We start from the raw sequence: 25891 nt of genomic DNA, 5'->3' as shown, positions 1-25891 counted from the left end.
CGCTGTGTTCATCGTGGGGAGCCGCCCACGTCCGACACCGCCGGCGCACGCCAGGCCCGGAGCGACGCCGCCGCCTTGAGCAGCATCTCCTCGTACTCCTCCTGCGGGTCGGAGTCGAGCACGATCGCCCCGCCGGCGCCGATGGTCAACCGGTCACCGACGCGGACCGCGGTGCGGATCACGATGTTCAGGTCCGTGCCTCCGGAGAGGCCGAAGTAGCCGAGGGCCCCGGAGTAGACACCCCGGGCCTCCGTCTCCAACCGGTCGATGATCTCCATGGTGCGCAGCTTCGGCGCCCCCGTCATCGATCCGCCCGGGTAGCACTGCCGGACGCAGTCCAGCGCGCTGACCCCGTCATTGAGCCGTCCACGAACGGTGGAGACCAGTTGGTGCACGGTCTCGTAGCTCTCGACGGCCAGGTACGGGTCGACCTCGATGCTGCCCACCTCGCACACCCGGCCCAGGTCGTTGCGCAGCAGGTCGACGATCATCAGGTTCTCGGCCTGGGTCTTGGCGCTGGAGGCGAGGGTGGCGGCCAGTTCGGCGTCGCGGACCGGGTCGGCGTCGCGAGGGGCTGTGCCCTTGATCGGCTTGCTGGTGACCGTGCGGTCTCTCTCGATGCGCAGGAACCGCTCCGGCGAGGAGCTGAAGACCGTGACGTCACCGAGGCGCAGAAGCGCGGCGTACGGTGCCGGGTTCGCCCGGCGCAGCCTCAGGTAGAAGGAGGTGTCGTCGTCATGGAACGGCATGTGCAGCATGTTGGTCAGGCAGATCTCGTAGCTCTCGCCCCGGTTCAACTGCCGTCGGCACTCCGTGATGTCCGCCAGGTACTGGCTCCGGCCGCGGCCGAGGTACTCCTCGGCATGCGGGGGCGGACCGGCGGCGGGCTCGCGCGGTGGCTCGGCTTCGGCCGGGTTCAGGCCGGTCAGGAGCGCGGAGGTCCGTTCCACCCACTCCTGCGCGTCGCGCCGGGACTTCTCGTCGTGGACGGCCACCAGGTAGGTCAGTCCCTCCTGGTGGTCGACCGCGATGACGCGATCGGCGAACATCCAGACGGCGTCCGGTGTTTCGGCGGTGTGGCCGGCCGTGGCGCCGCATTCGGCCTTGAGTTCGTAGCCGAAGTAGCCGACGTAGCCTCCGGTCAGGTCGAACGGCAGGTCCGTGTCGGGGATGCGCCGTTCGCGCAGCCGCTGATCGAGGACGTCGAACACGCTGCCGGTGACGCGGCGGACGCCGTTCGCGTCGCGCACTTCCACGGTCCCGCTGCCGGTGCGGTACGTCAGGACCTCGCTGAGCGGACCTGACGTGTCGCCGAGGAACGAGAACCGGGACAGGCCTTCCTCCACCCGGCTGCTGTCCAGCCAGAAGCAGTACGGGATGTGGTCGAAGAGCTTGAGGAATATGGCCTCGGAATCGGCGGCGGTCGACACGACCGTGCTGATGATTCCCAGTCCCCCGACCGCGCCGGGCGTGTCGTCGGACCGTGCGGTGACGGCGTCGGCGTCGGCGACGGTGTCCGTGTCGGTGGCGGTGGCGGCGTCGGTGGCGGACGGCCGTTGTCCGTGCCGCGTCCGGCGGGTCAGTTCGGCGAAGTTCCGCAGGATCTCACGACCGTACTGGGAAGCGATCGACTCGGGGTGGAACTGCACGCCCCACTGCGGCAGATCACGGTGACGCAGCGCCATGACCACACCGTCGTCCGCCCACGCGGTGGCGACGAGTTCCTCGGGCAGGGGCTCCCGCACGCACAGCGAGTGGTAGCGAACCGCCACGAATTCGCGCGGAATTCCGGCGAACAGCGGATCCCCCTCGTGGGAGACCTTGGCGAGGTGCCCGTGTCTCGGTTCGGGCGCGGCGGCCACCGACGCTCCGGCCAGGTGCGCGATCAGCTGATGGCCGAAGCAGACGCCCAGCACGGGCAGCGTGGTGCGGCGCAGCAGGTCGCCGAGGAGGCCGACGTCGCGGGGGTGCTGCGGCCGTCCGGGGCCGGGTGAGACCACGATGTTGTCGAAGTCCTCCAGCCGCAGGCTGGACAACAGGGGATCGTCGTTGACCATGACGACCGGCTCCTGGCCGTTGATGTCGGCGATCAACTGGTAAAGGTTGAAGGTGTACGAGTCGTAGTTGTCCAGCAGCAGGGTACGCATCATGGACCGTCCAAGATTTTCCAGAGCGCCTGGACGTCGCCCGGTTCCAGGGTGATCCCGAAGATCTCCTCGGGAGCGGAAAGCATCTCTTCCAGATCGAGTTCCCGGATCGTCGCCGGCTCCGCGGGACGTATCTCCGTGAGTGTGCTGCCGGCGAGGACGTGCCTCACGTCGGGCTGCGTGCGCTGGAGGACCATCCGGTGGTTGAACGGTGAGCGCGGATGGGTGAGGCAGAAGTGGTTGAGGAGCTCGAAGTCCGACGGATAGCGCACGTCCGTGGTGAAGCCGTAGAGCTCCGCCGGTCCCTCCGGCCGCAGAAACCGCAGTACGTGTTCACCGGTCGGCTCTCGCACGAGGTCGAACGGCCAGTCGCCGTCCAGCCGCGCGTTCTCCGCGAGCCGGATCGGCTCGTGCGGCCCGTAGCCACCGAAACTCACGTCGTGGAGCCAGCGTTCGCCGTCGAGTTCCACGCACAGGGCCACGTGCAGGGCCGGCCCGAACTTGTTCCCGGTGCGGATCCGCGTCCGGCCGGCGAACGCCGTGAACGTGAACCCGATGCGGTCCAGCACGGCCGCCATCAGCACGACCTGTTCCAGGCACCAGCCGCCGCGGCCCCGCCGTACGATCTTCTCCTGGACGCTGTCCAGGTCCAGCGGCACCGCCGTGCGCCCGAGCACCGCGTCGAGGTTGTCGAAGGCGATCGCGTCGACGTGGGCGGTGTGCAGGCCCCGCAGCGTGGCGAGGTCCGGAGCCACGTCGCCCCGGTAGCCCACGCGGGTCAGGTAGGCGTCCAGGTCGACGCCGCTCCCCTGCCACATCGAATCTGTCACCCGTAGCTCACCCTTCATGTGAACTGCCCGGCGACCACGGCCGCGAGGATGATCCAGCCGAAGTAGGTGTTGGCGACAAAGGCGTCCCAGCACGCTTTCGGATCATCCAGGTCCACCCGTACGAGCAGATAGGAGAGAAAGAGACCCGCGACCACGACGATCAGGTGGAACGCCCACCCCATCGACGTCTGGGAACCGGCCCACAGCACGCCGCCGACGCTGACCACGATGAAGATCGCCAGCCACGCCTTGGTGGCCTTGCCGAAGAGCAGGGCGGACGACTTGACGCCGATCTTCCGGTCGTACTCCTTGTCCTGGTGGGAGTAGATCGCGTCATGGATCAGGGTCCAGAAGGCCCCGCCGGCGTACAGGCCGTACACCGCGGGCGGATAGTCGACGCTCGCGGTCACCGCCGTCCAGCCGATCAGCACGTAGACGCTCATCACCAGGGCCAGGAAGGCCGAGGGCCAGAAGAAGATGCGCTTCATGTAGGGGTACGCGACGATCAGCGGGTACGAGGCAGCGGCGACCAGGGCTGTCTCCACGTTCGCCACCGCCAGGACCAGCAGGGCGACCACGCCCTGTGCGGCGGCGAACAGGAGTGCGTTCCCGACGCTGATCGTCCCCGACGCGACGGGACGCGACACGGTGCGGGCGACCCGGGCGTCGACGTCCTTGTCGACCACGTCGTTGACCGCGCAGGCCGCGCCGCGCACCAGCACCGCGGCGACAGCGACCGCCACCACCGTCAGCGGGTCCGGTCGTTGCCCGGGGGCGAGGGCGACGGCCCACAGCCCCGGCAGCAGGTAGAGCACGTACCCCGTAGGCCTGTCCAGCCGCATCAGCAGGAGATACGCGCGGATCGAATCCGGGCTCTTCGTGACGACGCCCGTAGATATCTTGTACAGCATCAGGATCCAATCACCAGGTCACCGGAAGTTGGATCAACCCGCCGATCAGCGTGTTGTGGCGCAGCCTCAGCTCCTCCGCACCGACCGCCAGACGCAGGGTCGGGAATCGCGCGACGAGCTGGGTGAGCACCACCTGCAGCTGCATCCGGGCCAGCATCGCGCCGACGCAGTGGTGCGCACCGTGCCCGAACATGAGGCTGCCCGTGGTGTCGCGCGTGACATCGACCCGGCCGGGGTCGGCGAAGGCCGTCTCGTCGTGGTTGGCCGCGATGATGTTCAGCAGCACGAAGTCGCCGGTCCGGATGGTGACCCCGTCGACCTCGAAGTCCGTCAGCGCATAGCGGGGCATGCCGCCGTTGTGCGGATTCGGCATCGACATCCGCAGGGTTTCCTCGACCGCGCCGGGGATGAGACCCGGGTCGTGCAGCAGCGCCTGCCACTGCTCGGGGTTGGCCAGCAACAGCGATACACAGGTGCCGATCCGGGCCACCGTGGTCTCGTAGCCACCGAACAGCAACAACGCCGTCAGCCCGAGGACCTCGTTGTCGTTGATCCCCTCGGTCGCGCAGATCCTGGAGATCACGTCATCGCCCGGATTCAGCCGTTTGCCGGCGACGAGTTGCCTGCAATAGCCGAACAGCTCGCCCATTCCCTGCTTGGACCTGACCGGGTCCCCGACGTTGGCGGCGTCCTGCGTCCAGCCGCCGAACCGGTCCTTGTCCTCCTTGGGCACCCCCAACCACTCGCACATCACCTGAATCGGCAGCGACAGCGCCAACGCCTGGCGCAGGTCCACCGGTGGCTTCTGCCCGGCCAGTCCGTCCAGGAGCTGCCCGGTCAGTTTCTCGACGTACGGCCGCAGCGCCAGCATCCGCTCGGGTGAGAAGTGCGGCTCCAGCAGCGCACGCAACCGGGCGTGGTCGGTGGCGAAGTCGCCCAGCAGGCCGGCGAGAAGCGCCGACCCGCTGTCCTTGGCCGCGGCCTCCGGATCGGGATGGGAGCGGCCGAGCCGGTCGTCGTCGAGCAGCTGCCTCACCCAGGCGTGACCGGTGACCAGCCACGCCTCGTCGCCCTCGGCGGTACGAACCCGATGGACCGCGCCCTGGGACTGGAGCGTGCGCAGCCCTGGCGCGAGTTGCAGCACATTCGTCTGCTCGAAAGGCAATTGAGCTGGGGTACTCACTGGCGGCCTCCGCCGGAATCGAGATTCGGACCGCCTTTGACGGGCGGGGCCGGGTTGTCGTGGGTGCTGGCCAAGATCATGTACTCCGATCCGGATGCCGCCTCTGCGGGGAGTACGGGGTCATGCCGTGCGATGGACGATGCGGTCGAACAACGCGGTCAGTTCGGTGGACGCGGCCGGGGTCAGCTCGGCTCGTCCGAGGTACTCCAGAGCCGAGTCCAGATGGCTCCGGGACCGCTGCTCGGCCGTGCGCCGGCCGCCGGTTTCCTCGACGAGGTCGGCCATCTCCTGCAGGTACGCGGCCGTGGTGCCGTCGGCGTGCCACAGCCGGCGCAGTCGTTCGCCGGCCGGGCTGTCGGCGGACATGGCCGCCAGCACCGGAAAGCTCGGGTTGCGCCGCAGGATGTCGCTCCGGACGGGTTTGCCGGTCACGGCGGGGTCGCCCCAGATGTCCTCGACGTCGTTGAAGATCTGAAAGGCGAGGCCCAGATGCCGGCCCGCGCCACGCAGGGCGGCCAGGACATGTTCCGGTTTGCCCGCCCGCAGTGCGGGCGTCACCAGTGCGCACTCCAGCAGCGCGGACGTCTTCTCCTCCACTATTCGGTCGTACTCCGCGATGCCGGCTCCCGGAGCCAGCCGGACGGTGAACTCACGGGCCTGGCCCGCGAGAACCAGACCGAGTGCTCCGGCGAACAGGCTGGAGATTTCCGCACGGCCGGGACCGGGGTCGTCGACGACCATCCGCAGTCCAAGGGCCTGCAACGCGTCCCCGGCCAGGATGGCCCGACTGGCGCCGAACACCTTCCACGCGGCCGGCCGGCCGCGGCGCAGCTCGTCCGCGTCGATGATGTCGTCGTGGATCAGGGTCGAGTTGTGCAGCAACTCCAGCGCTGCCGCCTGGCACCGCACGTCCTCCGGCCGCAGGCCGACTCCCTCGGCCGCCGCCGTCATGAGGGAGGCGCGGGTCAGTTTGCCGCCCTCCGCGCTGCTGGGGTCACCGTGTTCGTCGATGAAGCCGAGGTGGTAGGAGCAGATCCGGGCCAGGGTCGGCTCCAGTGCGGAAGCCTGCTGCCGCATAACGGGCCATACCGTGGACTGCACCGTCCTCGGCGACAGGAAGGATTGGAGCCCGGTCGACGAGGTGTCGAGTGCGCTCATCGGGATTCTCCTCCGGTCGCATGCCTTCCCAATTCCTGGTCAGAACCTACGCGCATGGGGTTCACGAATTGCACCACTGAAAATCACTGTGCCGGATATGTTGCGCAAATATCTTCTCAGCCCTAGTTAATACGTAGGCAGCTGCCGCGTCTACGCGCAATCCGAACCTGGAGTGATGCACCGGAATTTGCGTGACTGTTCCGACCGCCATCCTGAACGACTTCTCCATGCCGTGTCAACGACGCGGCGTGAGCATCCTCGACTTTAGGAAAAACCCCAAAGAAGACGGTGTAAGGCCTGGATTGAACTACCCTGCAGATTGGTAGCCACTGGGCGGCACCAAGGCCGTATTCGAGTCCGGGACGTTGCTGCTGGTCGGGCACGCGGATCGACCGGACCGGCCGTACCAGGATCGCTGAACAGTTCCTAGGCCGAGCAGTATCACACAACGTCACTGATCATTACCGGGAATGGTTCACTGAAGGCTTGAGAGGCAGAGCAGCTATGTCAGTTGATTCTGGGCAATTGCATGGAGACGGATCGTTCGACCCGTACGGCGCACATCGCGACGACCCGTATTCATTTCTGGCCGACATCGGAGAGACGGAGCCGGTGTTCTACGCCCCTTTGCTCGACGCCTGGTGCGTCACCCGGCGCGAGGACATGGTTGCCGTGCTTCGGGACGACCGAAACTTCTCGGCGCGCGACCACAACCCCCGTTCCACGGTCGAGGTGCCCGAGGACGTGCGCCGGATGCTCCGCACGTGGCGCGGTGCCGGTGCGCTGGCCGTCGGCTCACTCGACCCTCCCGAGCACGCGAAGATCAGGGAAGTACTCAACGTCGGGTTCACGCCGGCCAGGGTCAGAGCGTTCGAACCCACGGTCCGTGCGATCGCCACCGACTTCGCCGAGCGGGCCGCGGCCGCGGCGGAGTTCGACTTCATCACGGCGTTCGCCGTTCCGTACTCGCTGGAGGTGATCTGCCGGCGCCTCGGGATCCCGGACGAATACCTCGACCGCTGCCGCCTGTGGTCCGAGCAACGCATCGAACTCATGATGCTGCAGCGCTCCGCCGATCCCGACCAGCTGCGTGCATACGCCCGCGGGCTGATGGACTTCGGAGAGTTCGCCCGATCACTCGTGCAGGAGCGGCTCGCCTCACCGCAGGACGACCTGATCAGTGAACTGCTCCACGACGGCAAGGCGGGCCACACGCTCACCCCCGACGATGCCGCTGTCCAGATCCCCACACTGATCTTCGCGGGACACATGACCTGTGCCGAGGCGCTCGGCACGATCCTCTTCCAGCAGCTTCAATCACCCGGCGGCTGGGCCGAGGTGGTCGACGGGACGATCGCCACACGGGACCTTGTCGAGGAGGGGTTGCGGTTCGACAGTCCGCTGGCGGGCATGTACCGGACCGCGGTCCATGACGTAGTGGTCGGCGACGTCCACCTGGCCGCGGGGAGCCGACTGCTTCTGCTGTACGGAGCGGCCGGCCGGGACAGTCGGTCCCAAGCGTGTCCGGCCGGGTTCAGTCCGGGCAGTGGGTCCGCCACACATCTCGCGTTCGGGCACGGCATCCATTTCTGCCTCGGAGCCGGATTCGCCCGCATGGAACTGGAGATCGCGATACAGGCCCTCGCCGCCAGGATGCCGGATCTGACGCTGGCCCCCGGGCTGCCGCCACGTCACCGGCCGGTGTTCCCGCTTCGGGCGTTGACCGAGTTGCGGGTGCGGCAGCGGGGAGGGGCATCCGGGCCGTCGTCGGGAGATCTGGACGACACGTGGGCTCCCGCGGAACTCACGTGACCCACCGGCATGTCGGAACGGCCCGCCAGTTCGACTGGCGGGCCGTTCCGGCATGCGGGGAGAAACCGCTCAGCGCGCCCCGCCCGCGCCGGGCCGCAGACCGGGGACGGCGCCCGCGGTCATGCGCCGCGGACCGCGGTCAGGAAGACGTAGCCGCTCTCCGGGGTGGCCGCGGACAGACGCATGAAGTCGATGAGCGAGGTGGCCTGTTCCTCGCCGACCAGCGCGACCAGCTTGTCGCGGACCGTCTCCACGGCGTCGGCCATGAGCGCGAGCGTACGGTCGACGTTGTCGCTGATGTCACGGATCTCGACGTCGACGAAACCGTTGGCGGCCAACGCCTTCCGGTATTCGTCCATCGTGCCCAGGGAGCGCACGGCGTAGTTCTCGCAGATGTGGTCCAGGACCGCGCGTCCCTCGGGGCTGACCGGGCCGCGCTCGATGACGTCGGCGATGGCGAGCCGGCCGCCGGGGCGCAGGACACGGGCGGTCTCGGCGAGCACCTGGCCGCGGTCGGGCATGTGCCACATCGACTCGAACGCCCAGGCCGCGTCGAACGAGCCGTCGGGGAAGGGCATGTCCATCGCGTCCGTGAACTGGAACGTGGCCCGGTCGGCGAGCCCGGCCTCGGCCGCGAGTTCCGTGGCCCGCGCCACCTGGACGTGGCTGACGGAGATGCCCAGCACGTTCACGTCGCGGGCGCGGACGAGCCGCAGCGCGGGGTGGCCGATGCCGCAGCCGATGTCCAGGACCCGCTGGCCGGCCTGCGCGGCGATGCCCGAGATCATCATGTCGGTCAGGCGGTCGGTGGCCACCTCGACGGAGCTGTCGTCGGCGTCGTTCTCCCAGTAGCCGTAGTGCTTGTTGGGGCCCCACGCGGAACCGTAGATCTGACCGATCCCGTCGTACATGCCGGCGACGTCGCTGGGAGCGGGAAACTGCTCAAGCGTCATGAGGAACTCCGTATTGTTGTCAAGGTAACGGGAAGTCGGCGGCGGTTCGGCCGCGAGCCCTGTGCCGGGGAACGCGTCGAGGAAATGGCCGGCGGCGTGGGTACGGCTGAAACCCGCTGCGCTCGGCTGGGCAACCCCAGCCGAGCGCCTGCGTGATCCACTGACGACCACGTGAGCCATCAGGCGTTGAATACGTCAGTGCCGCCAGGTCGGAACACCGGCCGCCTGCCATTCTTCGCTCACTTCAGCTCGAAGCGCAGGAAACCCAGCCGCAAGCCCCCCGCTTTCCATTCGGCGCCCTGCGCCTGGTTCGCCATCAGGGATATCCTCAGCTGCCTGCGATCAACCGCTGAGAGGCTGTTGTCACTGTCCAGTACCGCCTTCGTCCAGGCGGCACTCTCCTCCCAGAACGGCGCGGTCTCCGACGTGGCGTCGACTTCGTCGACCAGTTCGAAACCCGCGGACTTCGCGGCTTCCACGTAGTCGAGCACCGTAGCCGGTTTCGTGTAGAAGTACTCGGCCCACACATCGGCCCCGTGGGGGCGCGTGGTGAACACTTCCTCGATGCACACACTCGCGCCGGGACGAAGCACGCGCGACAGACGCTCGAACCACTGAGGACGGTTGAAATATCCGCTGCTCTCGATGGCCACTGCCGCGTCGTAGGGGCCGTCCAAGGGGAGATGCATCGCATCACAGACCAGCGTTCGGACCCTCTCGCCCACACCGCATTCCTGGGCGAACCCCTCAACTATCGGCGCGTGTTCCGGAGCGTTGGTGACCGCCGTGACGTCGGCGCCGTATTCCTGCGCCCAGAAGAGCGAGCCCCCGCCGAGACCGCAGCCGACATCCAGGATCCTCCCCGAGAGCCGGTGTTCAGCGCCCCAGATCTTGGCCGCATACCGCAGCAGACCCTCTTGATGGAGCCGTATGCTGCGGCGGATGTCGTCCGGCGTCACATCCTCAGGATGCAGCGGCGCTCCGGAGGAAGGGTAATAACCTACATGGTAGTGAATCCTGGGTCCGGGCCCGTATTTGCGAACAAGCCTGGCCGTTTTGTCGTCGTAGTACTGGCCAACTATTCTTACCTCGTCCTGAGGATCCAGCGCTGTTTGAGATGAACTCGAAACTTCATCCAGATTTGACACGGTCACTCCTCCAGAGCGCGGATGCCGACGACGTTGGCGAATGGCCTGCTTTGGTCGTTACGCTGTGCTCGTCATAATTATGGCGAGGATACGGGTTTGGCGAGGATCACCGGACCGGATTCCATATGCATCAACGGTGCCGGCACCTCGTTCGAATTGCAGAGCCGCCCTCATGATCCGGAATCTTGAGTCGCCCTGAAATTGAGTGGCAGCTATTGGATTCCATCCTGGAGGACAACTGTGGTCGTGTCAACGACGCAGCGTGAGCATCCTCGACTTTAGGAAAAACCCCAAAGAAGACGGCGTAGGGCCTGGATTGGACCACCCCTGCGGAATAGTAGCTGCCGGGGCGGCACCAGGTCCGTATTCGAGCCCGGCTATTGAGCCGGCAACCGACGGCGGAGCAAGACTTCCTAAGAAAGCCTCGGTTTCTGCCGACCGGCGCGGACGCCCTGTCCGGCAACGCGAGCCAGGCGTTCCGACGCGGCCGGGCGACGAACCGCCGGACAGTCGGCCGAACTGACCGAGCGGGTCTCCGCGGCCGGGGGACACCTCGGGCGGCCTCGGCGCCGCACCGGCGTCGGCAGGCATCGAAGGAGCGAGATTAAAGTAAACGCCCGGGAAACATGACGCGAAATACAGTTCACGCATGAACGTATGGATTATGATCTCGCGAACCACCGGGCGTTAATCCACCGTTTCACACGCAATGCGCGGGGGCCACGAATCGGTTCGCAGAATCTGGAGGACGAACGCTCTTGAAACCAACGAGACACGATTCGGCGTCTGCAGCTTGTCGGACATGACGCGGACGTGATAGTCGATGGTCTTCGAACTGAGGTGCAACTCTCTCGAAAGTCGCCCGCTGGAGGAGCCGGCCGCAACACCCTCCAGGATCCTGGCCTGCATCGAGCTGAGAACCCAGCCATCGACCGGCTGGGACACGTCGCAGCCGTTCTGATCATTAACCATGGCACCCATCCATTCCGTACAGCCGACTAGGCCAGGACCGCAAACGGAGAAATGCAGAGCGAGAAGTACTGGAACAAGATCCTAGGTGGGCCACCCACTCTTGTCACTGACGCACCTTCGCAACCCGTCAGTTTCCGTCCGCCTCGGAACTCCCTCCAAATTTTGCGGAGTTCCGGCCTTGTTTGTATTGACGTGTGTCGGGGAACGGCACTGGGCGGCGAGCTACGACATGGAGATCATCAGTTCCCGCGCATCCAACCCCGGGAAGGAGACCCAGCCTTGTGTCCACGGCGGAGCAGTTTCGAGGAACGGCCGTGACGGACTTCGCGCGCGATACCAGGACCGTGGCGCCGGCAGAACCGGACGCCCTGATGCGGACCCTGTACGAGGACCTGAGCAGGCTGCCGGCCAGCGCACAGCTGGACGCGATGCTGTGCCTGCTGGAGGCGGCCAGGCTGATTCTGCCCACGCTCACCCCGGCGCGTGGCGAGCTCGCCGGCGAAGACCTCGACGACATCCGGGCAGCCATGCGCGCCGCGTCGCTCTCGGTGCGCAGCTACCTGTGGCGGACCGGTGACAACGATCCGGTGGACCGGAAGTGACATGCCGGAGCCGCCACAAGAAGTGGCGGCTCAGCTGGTGGAAACGATTGACCGACGAGGCGCCGGTGCCGGTGGTACGTGCGCGGGACCGGCGTTCGGCAGATCGACGAACGCCGGTCCCGCCACCGGCTTCCGGCTGGGCTCACGGCCGGCTGTCAGCTGCGGGCCGCCGAGGCTGAGGCTGAGGCTCGCAGTTGGGTCGCGCCCCGCAGGTCAGGCAGGAAGGTCATGGCGATCGCCGCGCACGCCATGAAGCCCGCGCACACCAGCAGACCGGCACCGAACCCCGCGTGGGCAGCCAACACACCCAGCGTGAGCGGAGCGAAGGCGGACACCCCGCGCCCGATGTTGTAGCAGAATCCGGCACCGGTCATCCGCACCCTGGTCGGGAACAACTCGCCCATGTACACCCCGAAGACGCCCGCATAAGCGGCGAAGAAGGCGAACAGCGGCCCCAGCCACAGCAACGTCGTGCGGTCGGCGGCGACCACGTACAGCGGCAAGGTCAGCGCCACACCGGCCAGTGACAGCATCAGTGCGTACTTGTGGCCGATCCGGTCGCTGATCAGCCCGAAGACGTTGTAGCCGACGAACATCCCGAGATTGAGCACCGTCATGAACACCGCGACGGTCGCGGCCGGGATGCCCTTGTCGCTCTGCAGGTAAGTCGGCAGCCACGTGGACGCGCCCCACGCCCCGAACATCGCGAGCGATGCCACGGTCGCACCGAGCACCGTGTTCCTGCGCAGTTCCGGAGCGAAGATCTCCGTCACCTTCACCGGTGTGGTCTTCTGCTCGACCCACTCGGCCGACTCGCGGAAGAACAGTCCGACGACGACCAGCGGGATCACCACGCCCGCCCCGCCGATGAAGAACGCCAGCCGCCAGTCCGGCAGCAACGCACCCGACAGCGCCGCGGCAACCACCCCGCCGATCGAGAACGAGCTGAGCACGAACGCAACCGCACGTCCCCGTTGTGCGGCCGGCCATGTCTCGACCACGTAGGTCGACACCGCTCCCCAGACCCCTCCGAGTCCCAGACCTGCCACGAAACGCAGCACCAGGAACATCGTGAAACTGTCCACCACCAAGATCGCCGCGGTGAACACGCCGAACACGGCGAGCGACACCATCAACGCCCGTTTGCGGCCGTAGTTGTCGGCGAGCCAGCCGACCGTCAGGCTGCTCACCCCGATCCCGAGCAACGTCGCCGTGGCGAGCAGACCGCCCTGTGTCGTCGTGAGTCCCAGATCGGCGCGGATCACAGGCAACGTGAACGACAGCAGCAAGATTTCCAGCGCGTCAAACGTGTAGGCCACGAACGAGCCGATGAGCACAACCCATCTGTAAGATCCACTCAATCGAACCAGTCCATTCAGTTCTCAAGTTTCTCCGCTCGGGAGAACGAATGCTAGGCGCCCGCGCAGGGTTCATCGCGCCTCAGCTCCGATTTTCCGCAATTCGCGGAGAACCACCCGAGAACTCATTGATTTCGGCCACCAGCCGCACCGGCTCCGCGGACGTCTCTTCTCCGGCGACCGAGTAGGACATCCTGCGCGAAGTGGCCCAGCATTTCGCCGGGAGAACCAACACCGAGATCGCCGCAACGCTCAAGGTCGGCGGGCGAGCGGGCAGGCGCGGCGGAATCCCTGACCGAGCGGTAGTGCTGTCGGGGCGGACCTGTCCACGGTGTGTGAGTGTGCGGTCGGGTACGGGAACGCCGCTGGGGCCCTGTTACCCCTGCAGGGCCTCGGCGATCATCGCCGCCGTCAGCATCTGCGCGCCCCTGCCACTGGTCGGGTCGCAGCCGGTGACCTCTTCGATCCGCCTCAGGCGGTAGTCCAGCGTGCTGCGGTGGATGAACAGGCTGCGGGCCGCCTTGTTCCTGCTGTAGTCGGAGTCGACGAAGGCGGTCAACGTCTCCCACAGGACCTTGTGCGCCCGAAGCGGCCTGATCACCGCGGCCAGGTCGGTCCGCACCTTCTCGTGCAGCGTGACCGCATACTCGACCAGCACGTCCGAGATCGTGTAGGCACCGCTCGGGCGCAGTCCCGCCACCACCAGCCTCAGCACGTAGGACGCCTCGTCGAACCCGTCGACGAGGCATGCCCTGTCCCGTTCCGCAGTCGCGAGCCAGCCCCTGCCGCCAAGACACTGGGTCAGCCTCGTCACCGAGCGTTCGCCGCTGCCCGCACCGGCTGCCGGGACGAAGAGAACGACGTTGCCGTCCCGGTGCGTCAGCAGCGTGCCCTCTCCCGCCACCGCGCGTAACGCATCCACCTCGCGGCCGGGCTCCGCAAGCCTCACCACGGCGATCAGGTATCGAGGAGTAAGCCCTTCGAGCACGTCCGCCGGCAGCGGATGACCGTCGGCGATGTCGCCTGCCAGATCACGCGAAACATCCGCAGTGGTTTTTTGCTGGTATCCGTCGAGAAAGTCCTGCAGCAGGCCACCCCCGGCGCGCACGATGGCGGCCAGCCTCGGATCACCTGCCGCCGCCTTGGTCAGCAGCTCGACCAGTTCGTCCGGCTCGTTACCGGTCCACTCCTGCCCTGCTGCCCGCACCTTCGCCCTGAAGTCGGCGACCCTGTCGTCCTCCGGCGTCGAGGGGAGCGCCTCGACCGGAGATATCGACGTGCCTATCATTTCGATCATTTCTCACCTCATCTTCCCGAATGGTGCGGTTACCCCATAAGCCCGCACCCGATGCTTTCTGCAGATGCCGCCCAGACAGTTCCTGACGGTCTTTTCGGGCAGGCATATATCGAGGGCCACTTCACGGGCCACCAAGTGGAGGCGAGCAGCGCATAATCCGCTTGTTCCCGGGCCCGCACGACGAATCAGACGGCTCGGACGACTCGGCGACGATCACGGGGGCGGGACAACTGCCCCCACGGGCCGTGTAGAGCAACATCTCGTCGAGGGACAGGGCGATGCCAGGTCCACCTCGTGGGGTTCGCGTATCAGCCGGGCTTCCGGCCAGGAAAGGCAAATCGATCCGACACCGCGAGGGCCGATCAAAGCCATTGACAATAACGCCGGAGAAAATTCTCCCGCCGGAGCAGTGTGGGTTTTCGGCACGGCACTCTCCGTCCATGTCCACGAGGGCACATCGGAGCTTGTGGCGAGCCACTCCGACCCTGAAGATCCTAACACGCCCACTTGAATTTTGTAATATATTACCCGCCAGTTGCGTCCCTTTATGTCTTATATCAACTTCTTTTCCTTGGAATTTCCCTACCCCTTGAACATTGTCAGGCATATTCCAATTGCTTGAGCAAGTACGCCGTCGGCCGACGATGTCGTCGTGGTGGTCGAGCGGGATCAACTCGTGGCATCCGAGCAGCCCTCCGCACCCGGTTTGATCACACGTCGGCGGGACCCCACCGGCCTCGTCGATGAGCAGCCGGGTCAGGGCGGGGATCGGGGAGAAGCCCACGTGCCCCGCGCCTGGGGTCCGGTCCATCAGCTTCATCTCGCCGAGGCTGGGGGCGGCGGCCGGGATGGTCAGGACTTCGCCACGTGCGTCATTCGTGCGTCACGCCGCCGAGTGCACGGGACCTGTCACCGCCGGGCGACCCGGCACCCAGCAGTCGACACCCGGCACCCGGCACCCGGCACCCGGACGAAAGCGCGGACGAGGCGAGTTCGGCCCCTTCACCTGTTCGTGTGCCACGAAACAGGTCGAGCAACACAATGCAAGCGGAAAACCGCAGGTCAAGAGCCCTTCGCGGCCGGTTCGAGGATCGCGACACACTCCACGTGGTGCGTCATCGGAAGGATGTCGGCCTGAACGATTCCCGGAAAAGACCAGGTCAGGACCTGTTTCTCGGCTCGCGGCCCCGCGTGCGGGCACCCAGAGCGTCAAACGAGCGTCACCAACATCCATCCCTCCTCTTCGGGCAGAACAGGCCGCCCACGACCAGTTCCCCTCCGCGAGCCCTCTCCGACTCACTCCAGACGCAGGCTCGCCCATCATTACCGCGCCACTTCGCCGGCCGTCATAATGGACTCATGCCCTCCAGCTCACAGCACCACCCCGCATCCACACCGAGGGACATCTCAGGCGCGGACGCCGAGGACCTCGCGCTGTACCGGGAGAAGTTCCGCCGCCGTCTGCCGGAGTCGCTGGACGAGCTGCACGGGCCGACCCTCGGTGTCGTGGAACTGCCCCTGCACATGGCCTGGTCCGGGATGGCCTCGTACGATCTGGGCAAGCCGCGCCAGCGCATGGGCCTGTATCGCACCGTCCTGCACGAGGGCCTGCGCGACGACCTGCCCCGCTACCTCAACAAAGACTTGCTCCTTCAGCTGTGGCCGGTGCTGCGCAAACTCGTAGGCCGTACAGTGCGCACTGTATGGGAAGACGCCTTCCCCCAGCTCGCCTCCCACACCAGGGCTGCCGCGTGACGGACATGCCCGAGCTGCACATGCGGCTCCTGGCCGATGTGATCGCGCTCGGCTCCCCATATCCCCTGGTCCTTACTGGCGGATACGCCGTGCGGGCGCATCGCCTCGTGAGCCGCCCCAGCCAGGACCTTGATGTCGCCACCGAGAACCCGGCGCCCATGGCAGACATCGCGGCCACGCTCCGCGTCGGCCTGGAAGCCCGCGGCTGGAAGGTGCACGCGCTGGAGACTGCCCCGCTGTCCGCCCGCTTCACCGTGACTGACCCGGTCACCGGGCATGAATGCGAGGTCGACATCCTCAAGGAAATCTTCTGGCGGCCGGTCGCCCAGAGCCCGTACGGGCCCGTCCTCGCAGAGGAGGACGTGATCGGGACCAAGGTCCGCGCCCTTGCCGACCGCGGAGCGCCCCGCGACCTGATCGATGTGTTCGCGGCCTCCCGCCGCTGGACCAATGCCGAGCTCGAGGAGTTCGGCCGCCGCCACGCCCGCGGCCGCTTCGAGCGCGAGGACCTGCAGGCGAACCTGACGGGCGCCGAGTGGACCGACGACGAAGCATTCGCCGCCTACGGGCTCGATTACGCCACCATCACCACGCTCCGTGCTTGGGCTGTGGAGTGGGCCGACGATCTAGCGGCCCGTCTCCTCGACGAGTCCGACGATCCGCACATCGACTGATCACGTCCTGACGAGACCACAGACTCAAATGATTCGAGCACTGAGGTCCTTCCTCATACGTCCCCGCGAATCCAGCTTCCAGGGCCGCGGCCCGAGGGAAGTCGGCGTGAACGAGGCTGCGCGCGCCGGATACGTACGCCTGGACGGCGGTCAGCCGGGCGCAGCACGTCATAGGCGGGCCCCAGCACAGAGCCGTATCTGGCTGCCCTCGATACGTCTGACCCAGAATGTAACTCGCCGTAGTTGATCAGCTATCGGCAAGGCGACCACTGCAAGGCGACCGGCCGCCCAGACATACGGGCGGCCGGACTGGTACCACTCACTGTCACAGGCTGAGCATCACGCACTTGTGCAGCAGCGGTTCCAGGCGCAACTGGGCGTTGTCGTGGTCAAGAACCTGCAGAGCATCAAGGCAGTTGACGATCCACCGCGCCTCGTCCTCGTCCTCGTCCTCGATCTTCAGCGCCACAGCGGTCACCGCGCCCTCCAGATCGAACGGGCTGTCCTTGAACTCGTCGTCGAGGGCCCGGTACCCAGCGGCAAGCAGCGGATCCGCGTACACGCCTGTCCCCTCGGCGAAGGATCGAGCCTCGGCCCGGTCCGAGCAGAGGCCAGCCAGGCGGCGCAGCACCTCGTCGGGGTTGCCAAGTTCGCCGTGCAGGCGGTGGGCCCGGTCGACCAGGAGCGGCCAACCGCCGGTCAGTTCGTGGAGACGATCCAAGCGGTCCTCCGTGTGGAACATGTTGACGCGCTGGGCCCAGCCGCGCAGGCTGCGGCGGTCGTGGCGGCGCAGCACCACCGGGGCGGCCGAGGTGGGTTCGGTACCCGTCAGCAGAGTGCGCCACAGGGCCAACTGTGTGGGGTCGGTGACGAGGACGACCGCGCGGGTGACACCCGGGACAGCGGGCAGCAGTGTCTCGGCCAAGTCGACGGCCTCCCGGCAGGTCTCGGGCCGTACCGGTTCCCGGTAGTTGACGAAGTCACTGATGACGACGCGTCGTTCGCGGGGGCGTCCGCCGGTGAGTTGCTGCTTGTAGACGCTGGGCCTGCCGACGGGCGGCAGCGTCCAGCCCTCGATCGGTCCGGCGATCGTGCGCAAGGTGCGGGCGATGTCCTTGACTCCGGTGGCGGGTGCGCCGAGGACCACCCTGGTCCGGTTGGACCGCTCGCCCAGAAGGTCGTCGAGCTGGGTGTTGGTAAGCGGTGCCGGCCGGCCGTCGGGGAGCTCGGGACGGCCCTCTTGCACGATGCTGTCCTGGAGTTCACAGTCCTGTTCGGCCCTAAGCAGGCGGGCCTCCACCTCGTGGGAGGTGCCGATCATCCGCAGAGCGTTAGGGCCGCGCAGGTGCCAGCCCAGGCCGTCGTGGTTGGGCGCGAGGATGCCGAGGCCGACCATCTCCGAGAGGTAGGCACGGAAACCCTCTGTGTCGAGCTGTTCGAACCCCTTGCGCCAGTACGTCTCGCACTCCTCGCGCAGCTCGGTGTCGCTCAACCGCACCTCCAAACCGCGGTGACGAGCGTGGTACGCCAGCACGTTGGCGATCACGTCGTACCGGTGGTCGAGGCTGAGCGTGTCCTTGAAGGCCGCCGAGATGCCGTCCCTGAGGGCAGCGTCCGCCTCCACGACCTCGATGTCGGTCACCTCCACCTTGTAAGGGGGTCCCTCGGCTCCGCGCCGCGCCCGCTTGCGCTGCATCAGCTCCACCAGCCGGTGCCCGAACATCTGGAGCAGGAAGGGCTGGTAGGAGCAGTAGCCGAGCACCCGGTTGACAAGATCCAGGTCCTTGAACTCAAACCCGAGCGCCCGCATCGGCTCGACCAACAGCTCGGCCGCGGACTGGGGAGCCAGCGGGCCGATCACCTTCGGGGTCTGCGCAAGGTGGCCGAAGGGGCCGTTACTCGCGAGCTTGGAAAAGCGCTGCACGGAGTGCAGCCCGGCGAAGACGACCTTGGCGCGGTCCTTGGTGTCGGACCCGAGGCCCTTGAGCTTCTTGGTCTGGTCGAAGCGCGGGGCGTCCGCCTCGAAGAACTGGTCGCATTCGTCAAGCAGGATCAGTAGACGGCGAGGCATGTCCCCGTCCAGCCAGGTCCGGATGCCGACACGCACCCGCTCGGAGATTTCCTGCCGTTTCCTGCCCCCCTGCGGTCGGCCGTCGAGTACCTGTGCCTCGGTCAGCTCCCGCTCCAGGACGCTCCAGAGCGTCTCCGGCCCGAACGAGCTGCCCTTGCCGATGTTCTCCTGGTCGAGGTTGACATACACCGTCTGGTCGTAGCCCGGGCGTTGCTCCATGAACCATTCCCCGGCGTCGGCAAGCAGCGCCGACTTACCCAGGCCCCGGCCGCCGTAGATAACTTGGGTGCCGCGCGGGTCAAGGATGCTCTTGCGTTCGGCGTCACGGCCGTAGAACATCTCACCGCCGATCCGGCCGCGCTTCTCCCTGATGTACGGATTGACGCCTGAGAAGGGCAGCAGGGTCTGTGTGGCAGTGCTCACCTGGCGGTTGCCGTGGGCCGCGAGATAGGCGAGGGCCGCGTCGTCCACGACCAGCAGCGGCTGCAACCGGCCGGAGCCGACGGCGAGTTCGACGCGGGCCTCGCGGCTCAGTGTGCCGAAGTAGACAACGAGGAGGCTCGCACCGCTGGTGTCGCGCTCCGCCCAGCTCATGACGACCTTGGCGGGCGGCCTGCCCCAGACCATCATTACCCGCAGGTTGCCGCCCTGCTCCCTGATCTGCGAGCCGAACGCGGGTGCCTTCGCCCTGCCGTTGATCTCCACCCCGGTCGCTTCGAAGAGACGGTATTCCCGCCGGTGCTGAGACCGGTCGTCGAGCGGCCGGGCGCTCTTGGCGTCGTAGCCAAGGAGCTTGAGAAGCGGCGGCACCTGTCGTGTCGGAGCCACCTGGAGCCGCTCCTTCGGCTCGGCGGCGGCCAGCACGCGCCACTCTTCAAGGGCGTCGGCCGCGAGTGCTGCCTCGTCGGTGGAGAGGCTGCCGTAGTCCAAGACAGGAAGCGTCGGATGCTTGCCGCCGGACCGGACCAGGTCGACGAGGTCCGGGTCGATGCCTCCCGGCAGGCCGTCGGGCACGACCGGGAAGAAGTCGGTCAGATGGGACTCGCCTCCCTCGATCTCCGGGACGGGCTCACCGATCTCCAGGAAGTAGACGAGGTCAGCGGCGGTGGCCAGGTCGTTCGTCTCCAGGCGTCGCAGCACCTGGGCCCGCTCTTCCGCGGTGGGGTCCAAGGCGTCGAGCCGGGCCCGGATCCGGTCACCCGCCTGCTGTCGGAAGTCGGGCAGGTCGCTCCGTACGCTGTCGAGCGCCCGCCGCACGCCCAGCAGATCGTGCCGCTCAGCGTTTTCGAGGCGGTCATGGGCGTCCGCCAGCAGCTCCTGAAGGCGCAGGTCCTGGTCCTCGGTCACAGCACCGTCTGCCTGCGCACGGCGCAGCTCGGCAACGAGTTCGCCGTGGGCCGTCCGCAGCTCCGTGCGCCGGAGGGCTTCCCGGTCGTCGATCTCCGTGCCCGTGGGCAGGGTGAACTTCTGGATCTGCAGGGCGGGCAGCAGTCCTCGTCCGGCCAGCTCGACGATGCTACGGGCCGCGGTGAAGGCATCGTGGGAGAGTCGCTCGTCGAGGGCGTCCTGCCAGTTCCGGTCAACCGCGGTCAGCAGCTCGTCGAGCGACGGCCGCTCGTCACGGGAGTCGCATACCTTCAGCAGTTCCACGTCCAGCACGAGTTCAGAGCCGCTCGGCCCTCCGGAGCGCCTGGTCACGGTGTCATCGGCCAGCATCGCGAACAGCTCCTCCATCGAGGCGCGCGCCGCACAAGCCGTCGCGGCGGCGAAGGCGTCCGAGCGTCGCCCTGGCTGCTCCAACTCGCCCAGCGCTGCGTCCCTGCCGTCCAGCAGGGACTGGCGCAGGGAGGAGATCTCCTTGGCCGCGCGGTTGCCGTCGGACCGGTCGCCGCGGCGGGTGCAGTCGACCGCCAGGCACCATTCCTTGACCAGGCCGACGGCTCGCTCCACGAGATGCACGAGATCCTGCCGTCCGGAGCCCTGCAGTGGCTTGCCGCTCGACGAGCGGTACTTGCGGTCCATGCGGTCGATCTCGTTGTTGACCTCGGCCAGTTTCGACAGCCGCTCAGCCTGCTCCCTCACCTGCTGTATCGCGTCGCGGTTGTCGTCTGCGACGGTCATGAGCAGCGATCCGAGCATCCCGTCGTCGGGGTCCAGCCAGCGCTTGGCGATCTCTGTCGCCCTTGCGAACCGCAGTCTCTGTGGCGCGAGGAGGCCACAGCTGCCATCGCGCAGGTCCCTCAACCGGACCCCCGTCTCGGAGACGTCGGCGACCAGCGGGGAAGCGATCATCAGGGCTCCGCTGAGGGCACGGTCGGCGACAGCGGCCGCCGCCTCCGCGAGCCGGTCGGGGAGCCGGGGGACCAGCGCTTTGAGCTGGGCGCCGGCCGAGTGGTCTCCGGTGATCAGTGCAGTACGCAGCAGGGCGGGTAGCAGGAGGAGCTCGCTGCCCTCAGTGTCCTGGCCCGCGTATCCGCCGTACTCCTGGAGCAGGTCCTCCGTCAACCGGGCGGCCTGGCTGTCGCCGGACGTGAGTAGCGCGGCGGCACCGGCCAGGCGGAGCGCCGCCGCCTGGGGCTCGGGGTGGCCAGCGGCCCTCGCCAGATGGTGGGCGAGTCCGAAGCGCCGCTCCACGACCAGCCGCGCCAAGGCCCGCTCGGCCGCAGCCTCGTCAGAATCACCATCTGCGGCTTGGGCCAGTTCGCTGACGGGCGCGTCCTCGGTGGGACAGACCGGCGGTGCGGCGGACGCCGGGCCAGGCGCGTCCGGTTGCGTGAGGAGTGCCGAGCCGCTGCCAGCGGGAGACACGGCCTGTGCGTCGGGGAAGTGAACCGGCTCGGACACCCTCGTGGCTTCCGGCTCGGAGGCGTGCTGGGGCGCGGTCTCCTCGGTGGCGTGGCAGACCGTCTCCTCGGCCTGCTCGGCCGCCGGCACGGCCCTGTCCGCCACAATCGTCTCGGCCCCGGCGGGTTCGCGGCAAGCGTCCTCCGGCTGGGCCAACGTCAGTTCGGGGGCGATGAGCACCGCCATGGCACACGCAGGCAGCACTCGTACGATCTGCCCCTGTAGCGCCAGGATCTCCGCCGCGGCATCCTCCTGTCGCCCCAGTCTGATGATCCGGGCCAAGGAGGCGAGCGCGATGCCTTCCTCCCGTTGCGATTCTTCCCACACCGGTGTCTCCAGCAGGCTGCGGGCCGCGCCGCGCACTGCCTCGGCTGCCGCGGCGGCAGTGGGAGAGCTGTCCGGGCGGCAGGCCACATCGAGCAGTTCCCGCAGCGACTCCCGTGCCTGGAGGTCATGTTCGTGCGCCACCCGGTACGCGCGTGCAGCACGCGTCATGTCCTCCAGACGGCGAGGCGCCCCCTCGATCCCGGCGGCGCGGAGCACGGCGTCCGCGTTGTCGAAGACGGCACCGAGCGCGGCCAGCGGTGCCAAGTCCTCGTCCTGCGGAGGGCGGCCGTCCACGACCGCACCGGTCATCCTTTCCGCTGCTTGCCGAGCCCCCGCGAGAGCTGACTCCAACTGCCGACAAGCCGCCTCCGGATCCGTCCCCTGCTCGATCCGGGCACTTTCGGACGCCGTAACGGTCGCCTTGGGGGAGGTACCAGGGCCCGGTACAGCGGTCTTCGTGGCGGGATCGTTCATGCCTGGCCGGTCGGCGGCGGCAGCGCGCCCCCTCTTTCCGTTACCCGCAAGCGGTGACTCCTCGTCTTCCGTTGTTCCGGGGACGAAGTCCGGGTTGGCCTGTACCACGGAGCGCGCCGCGGCACCGACAGCGGCGAGCTGAGCCGACTCCTTGTCGTCGGCCTTCATCCCGAACCAGTCATGGTCCGCCGCCCAGGCAAGAACGTGGGCGTCGGTGACGGAGGCGTTGCACCACGCGAACACAGTGGCCCGGACCAGCGTCGCACCCCACCGGGCAACGGGGTCGGGAACCGTCTCACCGTCCTGCGCGAAGACGAAATTGCCCACCTGATTCATCACGTTGACCGTGAGTTCCTTGATCCGGCAGGTGCAGCTGTGCTGCCGCGACTCGCGTTGCAGCCTGGCGAGAACGTCCCGGCACAGAGCACTGCTCACCCGGCGGGGGGCCGCCATGCGGATGCCCAGGCTGCCGAGCAGCTCCTGCCGGTCCCTCGGCCGCAGGGAGTTGAAGGCAAGTTCCACCATGTCGGCCGTGAAGTCGTTCAGGGCGGCGACAGCTGGGGGCTCCAAGGTGTTGAGCGTGGCGGCCAAGCCTTCAAGGTCCTTGACCGAGACGCTCGACGGGGACCACGGCAGCCCTGTGACGACGTGGTAGCGATCCTGCATGTACACGTACTCCGTTTCTGTGGGCCTGGTTTTCCGTGGACGACGAGAAGAAGGGAGCCTGGCCGAGACTTGGATTTGCGAAAGCCGCGAAGGGTCAGCGGCCGCGCGTGTGCGCGGTCACGAACGTGTAGCCGTACGGCAGTTCCCAGCCGTCCGCCTTGCCGAGTCGGCGGCAATGCTGCCGAAAGGCAGCTCGCTGAACTTCGCTCGGCGAGCACCCCGGCCGCAGGCGTCGCAAATGGCCGGGGACGGACTGGGTGCTGCGCAGTCCGTCACCAACCGGTTCGCCACCGCCCCACGGACGTATCATCCGGGGCCAGGCGGGGCGATAGCCGATGAGGGAGATGGTCCGCTGCCCGTCGCGCGGCGGGAAGTGCGGTTGGCCCCAGGCGTCTCGGCTGCCGAGGGCCGACTCCAGGAGCCGCTCCATGAGTAGTTCCCCGACCGCTGATTCCAGGGCGGCAACCTGTGACCGGGCGGGCCGACGCCCGTAGACCGCGTTCGGCAGGACGGAACGGTCCATCAAGGCATGGCCGTCCAGGGTGAGCAGACCGCAGCGGCGCACGGTGCGCATCACGAGCTGACGGGGGCTGAGCCCGACAGCGCTGTCGCCATGGCGGTTACTGCCCGGGACATCCTCCCTGGTGAGCACGCGAGGGTCGTAATAGTGCCCGGTCTCACGGTCGCCGACCTGCACCGGTTCCTCGAGCCGCGTGGTGGACAGGTGGATCATCGTGCTGCCGCTGGGCCGGCGCAGCTCAAGCATCAGGCCAGGGAAAAAGTCGCGGGGCCAGGTGATACCGGTCAACCGACCCGAGTCGTCGCCGAGTTCGGCGGAGACATCCTGCACCGCCTCCTTCTCGTCCAACACCTCGCCTGCGTGGTCGAGTTCGAGGCGAACCGTGCAGTGCGCGCCGCAGGACAGGCGGAGTTCCTCTCCTATGTTCGGAGGCAAGGGAAACCAGCCGTCGATGAGATGGGCCAGTCGCAGAGGAGCTCGCCAGACCGTCTCTTTCGTGTCGTTCCGCAGGAGTTCGCCGGTGCCGAGGGACGCCTCGTCGGCGAGGGGCAGATCGACCGGAACCAGCTCCTCTTCCGGCTCCGACTGGGTGGGCAAAGCGGATGTCCATCCGCGTCCGGCCGGAACCAGGGGATCCCCGGGTTCCGCAGCCCCGGGATGATGGGAGCGCCACACGCCGCCGCCCTCGAAGGCATCGTCGAGCGTGATCCGGGAGCCGTTCTCGAACAGACCCTGGTCGCTGTCGCCTTGGACGACATCGGCGAGCGCCACGTTCGCCCTGCACACCGCCGCGGCGTACCCCACTCCCTTGAGCAGTTCCGTGGCCCCCGGGAACCCACGGAGCTGGGGTCCGACCGCTGTGTACACGGTGACCGGAGCGGTGAGGCCGTAGCGCCGCCTCGCCGGGGTCGCCGCGCGTTCCACCGCTGCCGCGAGGGACTTGAGGTCATCGCCGCCCAGTGGCCCGGTGTCCCGCCAGCAGTCCGCGAGGGAGGCCCGGGTCATGGCGTAGTGACCCCATCTACGCAAGGCGACACTGGAGTTGAGCACGCCCCGCACCGTGCCGAGGAGGCCGAGCAGCCCCGCCCGCAGGTCGTCGTCATGCGTGCCACCCACCAGTGCGGCGAGGGACACGGGGACGAAGGGGCTGAGCAGCTGTTCTCGTGCCGTCGTCAGAAGATGGTCCGCATATGCCGTCAGGTCATCGCGCCGGGCCGCATCTGGGGACGAATAGCAGACGTCGACGACGACATGTCCATCCTCGTTGATCCAGCGCCGACGCGTGCGTAAGCGGTGGAGCTGAGCCGATGACAGGCTCAGAGCTGGGCCGAAGGCATGCAGATCCGGAACCAGGAGCTCCCTTCGCCGCGGCGCGGGGCTGTCTCCCGGCCTCCCGGGGCCCTCGGCGCCTGCAGGCGCCCCCGACACCCAGGCCGGCACTTCACCGAGGGAGCCCAGCTCTTGGTGCGCCCCCTCCCGATAGACGATCTCGGCATACAACGGTTCCGACCCGGTGGCAACACACACCATTGCACCGACTGGGAGCGCGAGGGCACACTCACCGAAGGTGATCACGGGGAAGTCGTCGAGGCAGAGCGGGCTCCCGCCGTAGCCGTCACCGCCGAGGTCGTACCCGAAGTACACGGCGTTGAAGGCCACGGCGGTGTGCACGGGTGCCGGCCGGGCCGCGACAACCGCTTCGAGATAGCGCATCAGCCGATCCCGTTCTTCGTCGGGTACGGCGTCATAGCCTTTCGTCATGGCAGAGGTCAGCAGGGCCCCGTCACCGTAAGGATCAGGCACCTGCGCCCTGTCGCCAGGCGTCGATGCCGCGTCCGGCCCCCCAAGTTCGTCAACCGTTGCTGATACATACGGGTCCCCACCCATGACACCTCCGCCGCGCTTCAGGCCGGTGCGGTCTGACGTGCGGTAATTCCCGCAGCGTATGCCGACCTGGAACATTCCGGAAGCACTTTGGTCACATTGCGACGCCAGCCAGTGGCTCACAGCGACACGACGCGTGTCGAGGTCGGACCGAATGCGCTACGCATGAGTGAGCGAACCAGCACCCGTGTAAGCATTGGCCCACCTGACGTTCCATCAGGAGTAGCGTCGAACGAGCGTCACGAATCACCAGGTACTCACGCAGCCGCAACACACCAGACAGGCGCTCCGCGTTGATCCTCAAC

The 25891-nt window shown here is 67.4% G+C and carries 16 protein-coding genes; 4 read left to right on the top strand and 12 right to left on the bottom strand.

Annotated elements, in window-relative coordinates; genetic code table 11:
* Window positions 1-8 precede the first annotated feature (8 nt).
* The 5 genes from pabB to ACFXKG_RS22300 form a co-directional block, all read right to left on the bottom strand.
* The gene (pabB, locus tag ACFXKG_RS22320; protein ID WP_384841960.1) at window positions 9-2147 is read right to left on the bottom strand and encodes an aminodeoxychorismate synthase component I; all 2139 of its coding nucleotides are present in this window, start codon (window positions 2145-2147) and stop codon (window positions 9-11) included.
* Window positions 2147-2977: an arylamine N-acetyltransferase gene (locus ACFXKG_RS22315; RefSeq protein ID WP_384841680.1), complete on the bottom strand. Its 831-nt coding sequence runs from the start codon at window positions 2975-2977 to the stop codon at window positions 2147-2149. The genes pabB and ACFXKG_RS22315 overlap by 1 nt, the downstream gene beginning before the upstream one ends.
* 14 nt (window positions 2978-2991) lie before the next feature.
* Window positions 2992-3888 (bottom strand): UbiA family prenyltransferase, encoded by an 897-nt coding sequence (locus ACFXKG_RS22310; protein WP_384841677.1) that lies wholly within the window; start codon window positions 3886-3888, stop codon window positions 2992-2994.
* A 10-nt stretch (window positions 3889-3898) separates the two neighbouring features.
* Window positions 3899-5071 carry a cytochrome P450 gene (locus ACFXKG_RS22305; protein ID WP_384841674.1) on the bottom strand — a complete coding sequence of 391 codons (1173 nt, stop codon included), beginning with the start codon at window positions 5069-5071 and terminating at the stop codon, window positions 3899-3901.
* 120 nt (window positions 5072-5191) lie between these two features.
* Window positions 5192-6229, bottom strand: coding sequence for a polyprenyl synthetase family protein (locus ACFXKG_RS22300; RefSeq protein WP_384841670.1), 1038 nt, complete (start codon window positions 6227-6229; stop codon window positions 5192-5194).
* Window positions 6230-6754: 525 nt separating this feature from the next.
* Here ACFXKG_RS22300 and ACFXKG_RS22295 point away from each other — a divergent pair.
* Window positions 6755-8041 (top strand): cytochrome P450, encoded by a 1287-nt coding sequence (locus ACFXKG_RS22295; RefSeq protein ID WP_384841668.1) that lies wholly within the window; start codon window positions 6755-6757, stop codon window positions 8039-8041.
* Between the two features lie 119 nt (window positions 8042-8160).
* On the opposite strand, the gene ACFXKG_RS22290 is transcribed toward ACFXKG_RS22295, so the two are convergent.
* The 3 genes from ACFXKG_RS22290 to ACFXKG_RS22280 form a co-directional block, all read right to left on the bottom strand.
* On the bottom strand, window positions 8161-8994 hold the full coding sequence (locus tag ACFXKG_RS22290; protein ID WP_384841665.1) for a methyltransferase domain-containing protein: 834 nt from the start codon (window positions 8992-8994) through the stop codon (window positions 8161-8163).
* A gap of 239 nt (window positions 8995-9233) precedes the next feature.
* Window positions 9234-10142 carry an SAM-dependent methyltransferase gene (locus tag ACFXKG_RS22285; protein ID WP_384841662.1) on the bottom strand — a complete coding sequence of 303 codons (909 nt, stop codon included), beginning with the start codon at window positions 10140-10142 and terminating at the stop codon, window positions 9234-9236.
* A 687-nt stretch (window positions 10143-10829) separates the two neighbouring features.
* Window positions 10830-11051, bottom strand: coding sequence for a LuxR C-terminal-related transcriptional regulator (locus ACFXKG_RS22280; protein WP_384841957.1), 222 nt, complete (start codon window positions 11049-11051; stop codon window positions 10830-10832).
* 377 nt (window positions 11052-11428) lie between these two features.
* Between ACFXKG_RS22280 and ACFXKG_RS22275 the strand changes: the two genes are divergently transcribed.
* A complete protein-coding gene (locus tag ACFXKG_RS22275) occupies window positions 11429-11716 on the top strand; it encodes a hypothetical protein (RefSeq protein WP_384841659.1) in 288 nt (95 codons plus the stop codon).
* A gap of 155 nt (window positions 11717-11871) precedes the next feature.
* Here the strand turns inward: ACFXKG_RS22275 and ACFXKG_RS22270 are convergent, their stop codons facing one another.
* A complete protein-coding gene (locus tag ACFXKG_RS22270; protein WP_384841656.1) occupies window positions 11872-13053 on the bottom strand; it encodes an MFS transporter in 1182 nt (393 codons plus the stop codon).
* Between the two features lie 397 nt (window positions 13054-13450).
* Window positions 13451-14371, bottom strand: a complete 921-nt coding sequence (locus ACFXKG_RS22265) for a PucR family transcriptional regulator (protein ID WP_384841653.1) — start codon at window positions 14369-14371, stop codon at window positions 13451-13453.
* Window positions 14372-15730: 1359 nt separating this feature from the next.
* On the opposite strand from ACFXKG_RS22265, the gene ACFXKG_RS22260 reads away from it, so the two are divergent.
* Both ACFXKG_RS22260 and ACFXKG_RS22255 read left to right on the top strand, forming a co-directional pair.
* Entirely contained in the window at window positions 15731-16126 is a 396-nt protein-coding gene (locus ACFXKG_RS22260; RefSeq protein ID WP_384841650.1) for a hypothetical protein, read from the top strand.
* A 5-nt stretch (window positions 16127-16131) separates the two neighbouring features.
* Window positions 16132-16800 carry a nucleotidyl transferase AbiEii/AbiGii toxin family protein gene (locus ACFXKG_RS22255; RefSeq protein ID WP_384841647.1) on the top strand — a complete coding sequence of 223 codons (669 nt, stop codon included), beginning with the start codon at window positions 16132-16134 and terminating at the stop codon, window positions 16798-16800.
* A gap of 325 nt (window positions 16801-17125) precedes the next feature.
* Here the strand turns inward: ACFXKG_RS22255 and ACFXKG_RS22250 are convergent, their stop codons facing one another.
* Both ACFXKG_RS22250 and ACFXKG_RS22245 read right to left on the bottom strand, forming a co-directional pair.
* The gene (locus ACFXKG_RS22250; RefSeq protein WP_384841644.1) at window positions 17126-23182 is read right to left on the bottom strand and encodes a hypothetical protein; all 6057 of its coding nucleotides are present in this window, start codon (window positions 23180-23182) and stop codon (window positions 17126-17128) included.
* Between the two features lie 94 nt (window positions 23183-23276).
* Window positions 23277-25664, bottom strand: a complete 2388-nt coding sequence (locus tag ACFXKG_RS22245) for a hypothetical protein (RefSeq protein ID WP_384841640.1) — start codon at window positions 25662-25664, stop codon at window positions 23277-23279.
* Between the last annotated feature and the right edge of the window lie 227 nt (window positions 25665-25891).

The organism is Streptomyces sp. NPDC059255, from assembly GCF_042752355.1.
Taxonomy (GTDB): domain Bacteria; phylum Actinomycetota; class Actinomycetes; order Streptomycetales; family Streptomycetaceae; genus Streptomyces.
Note: the sequence above shows the minus strand (reverse complement) of the source record. Positions and strands in the feature narration are given on the sequence as shown.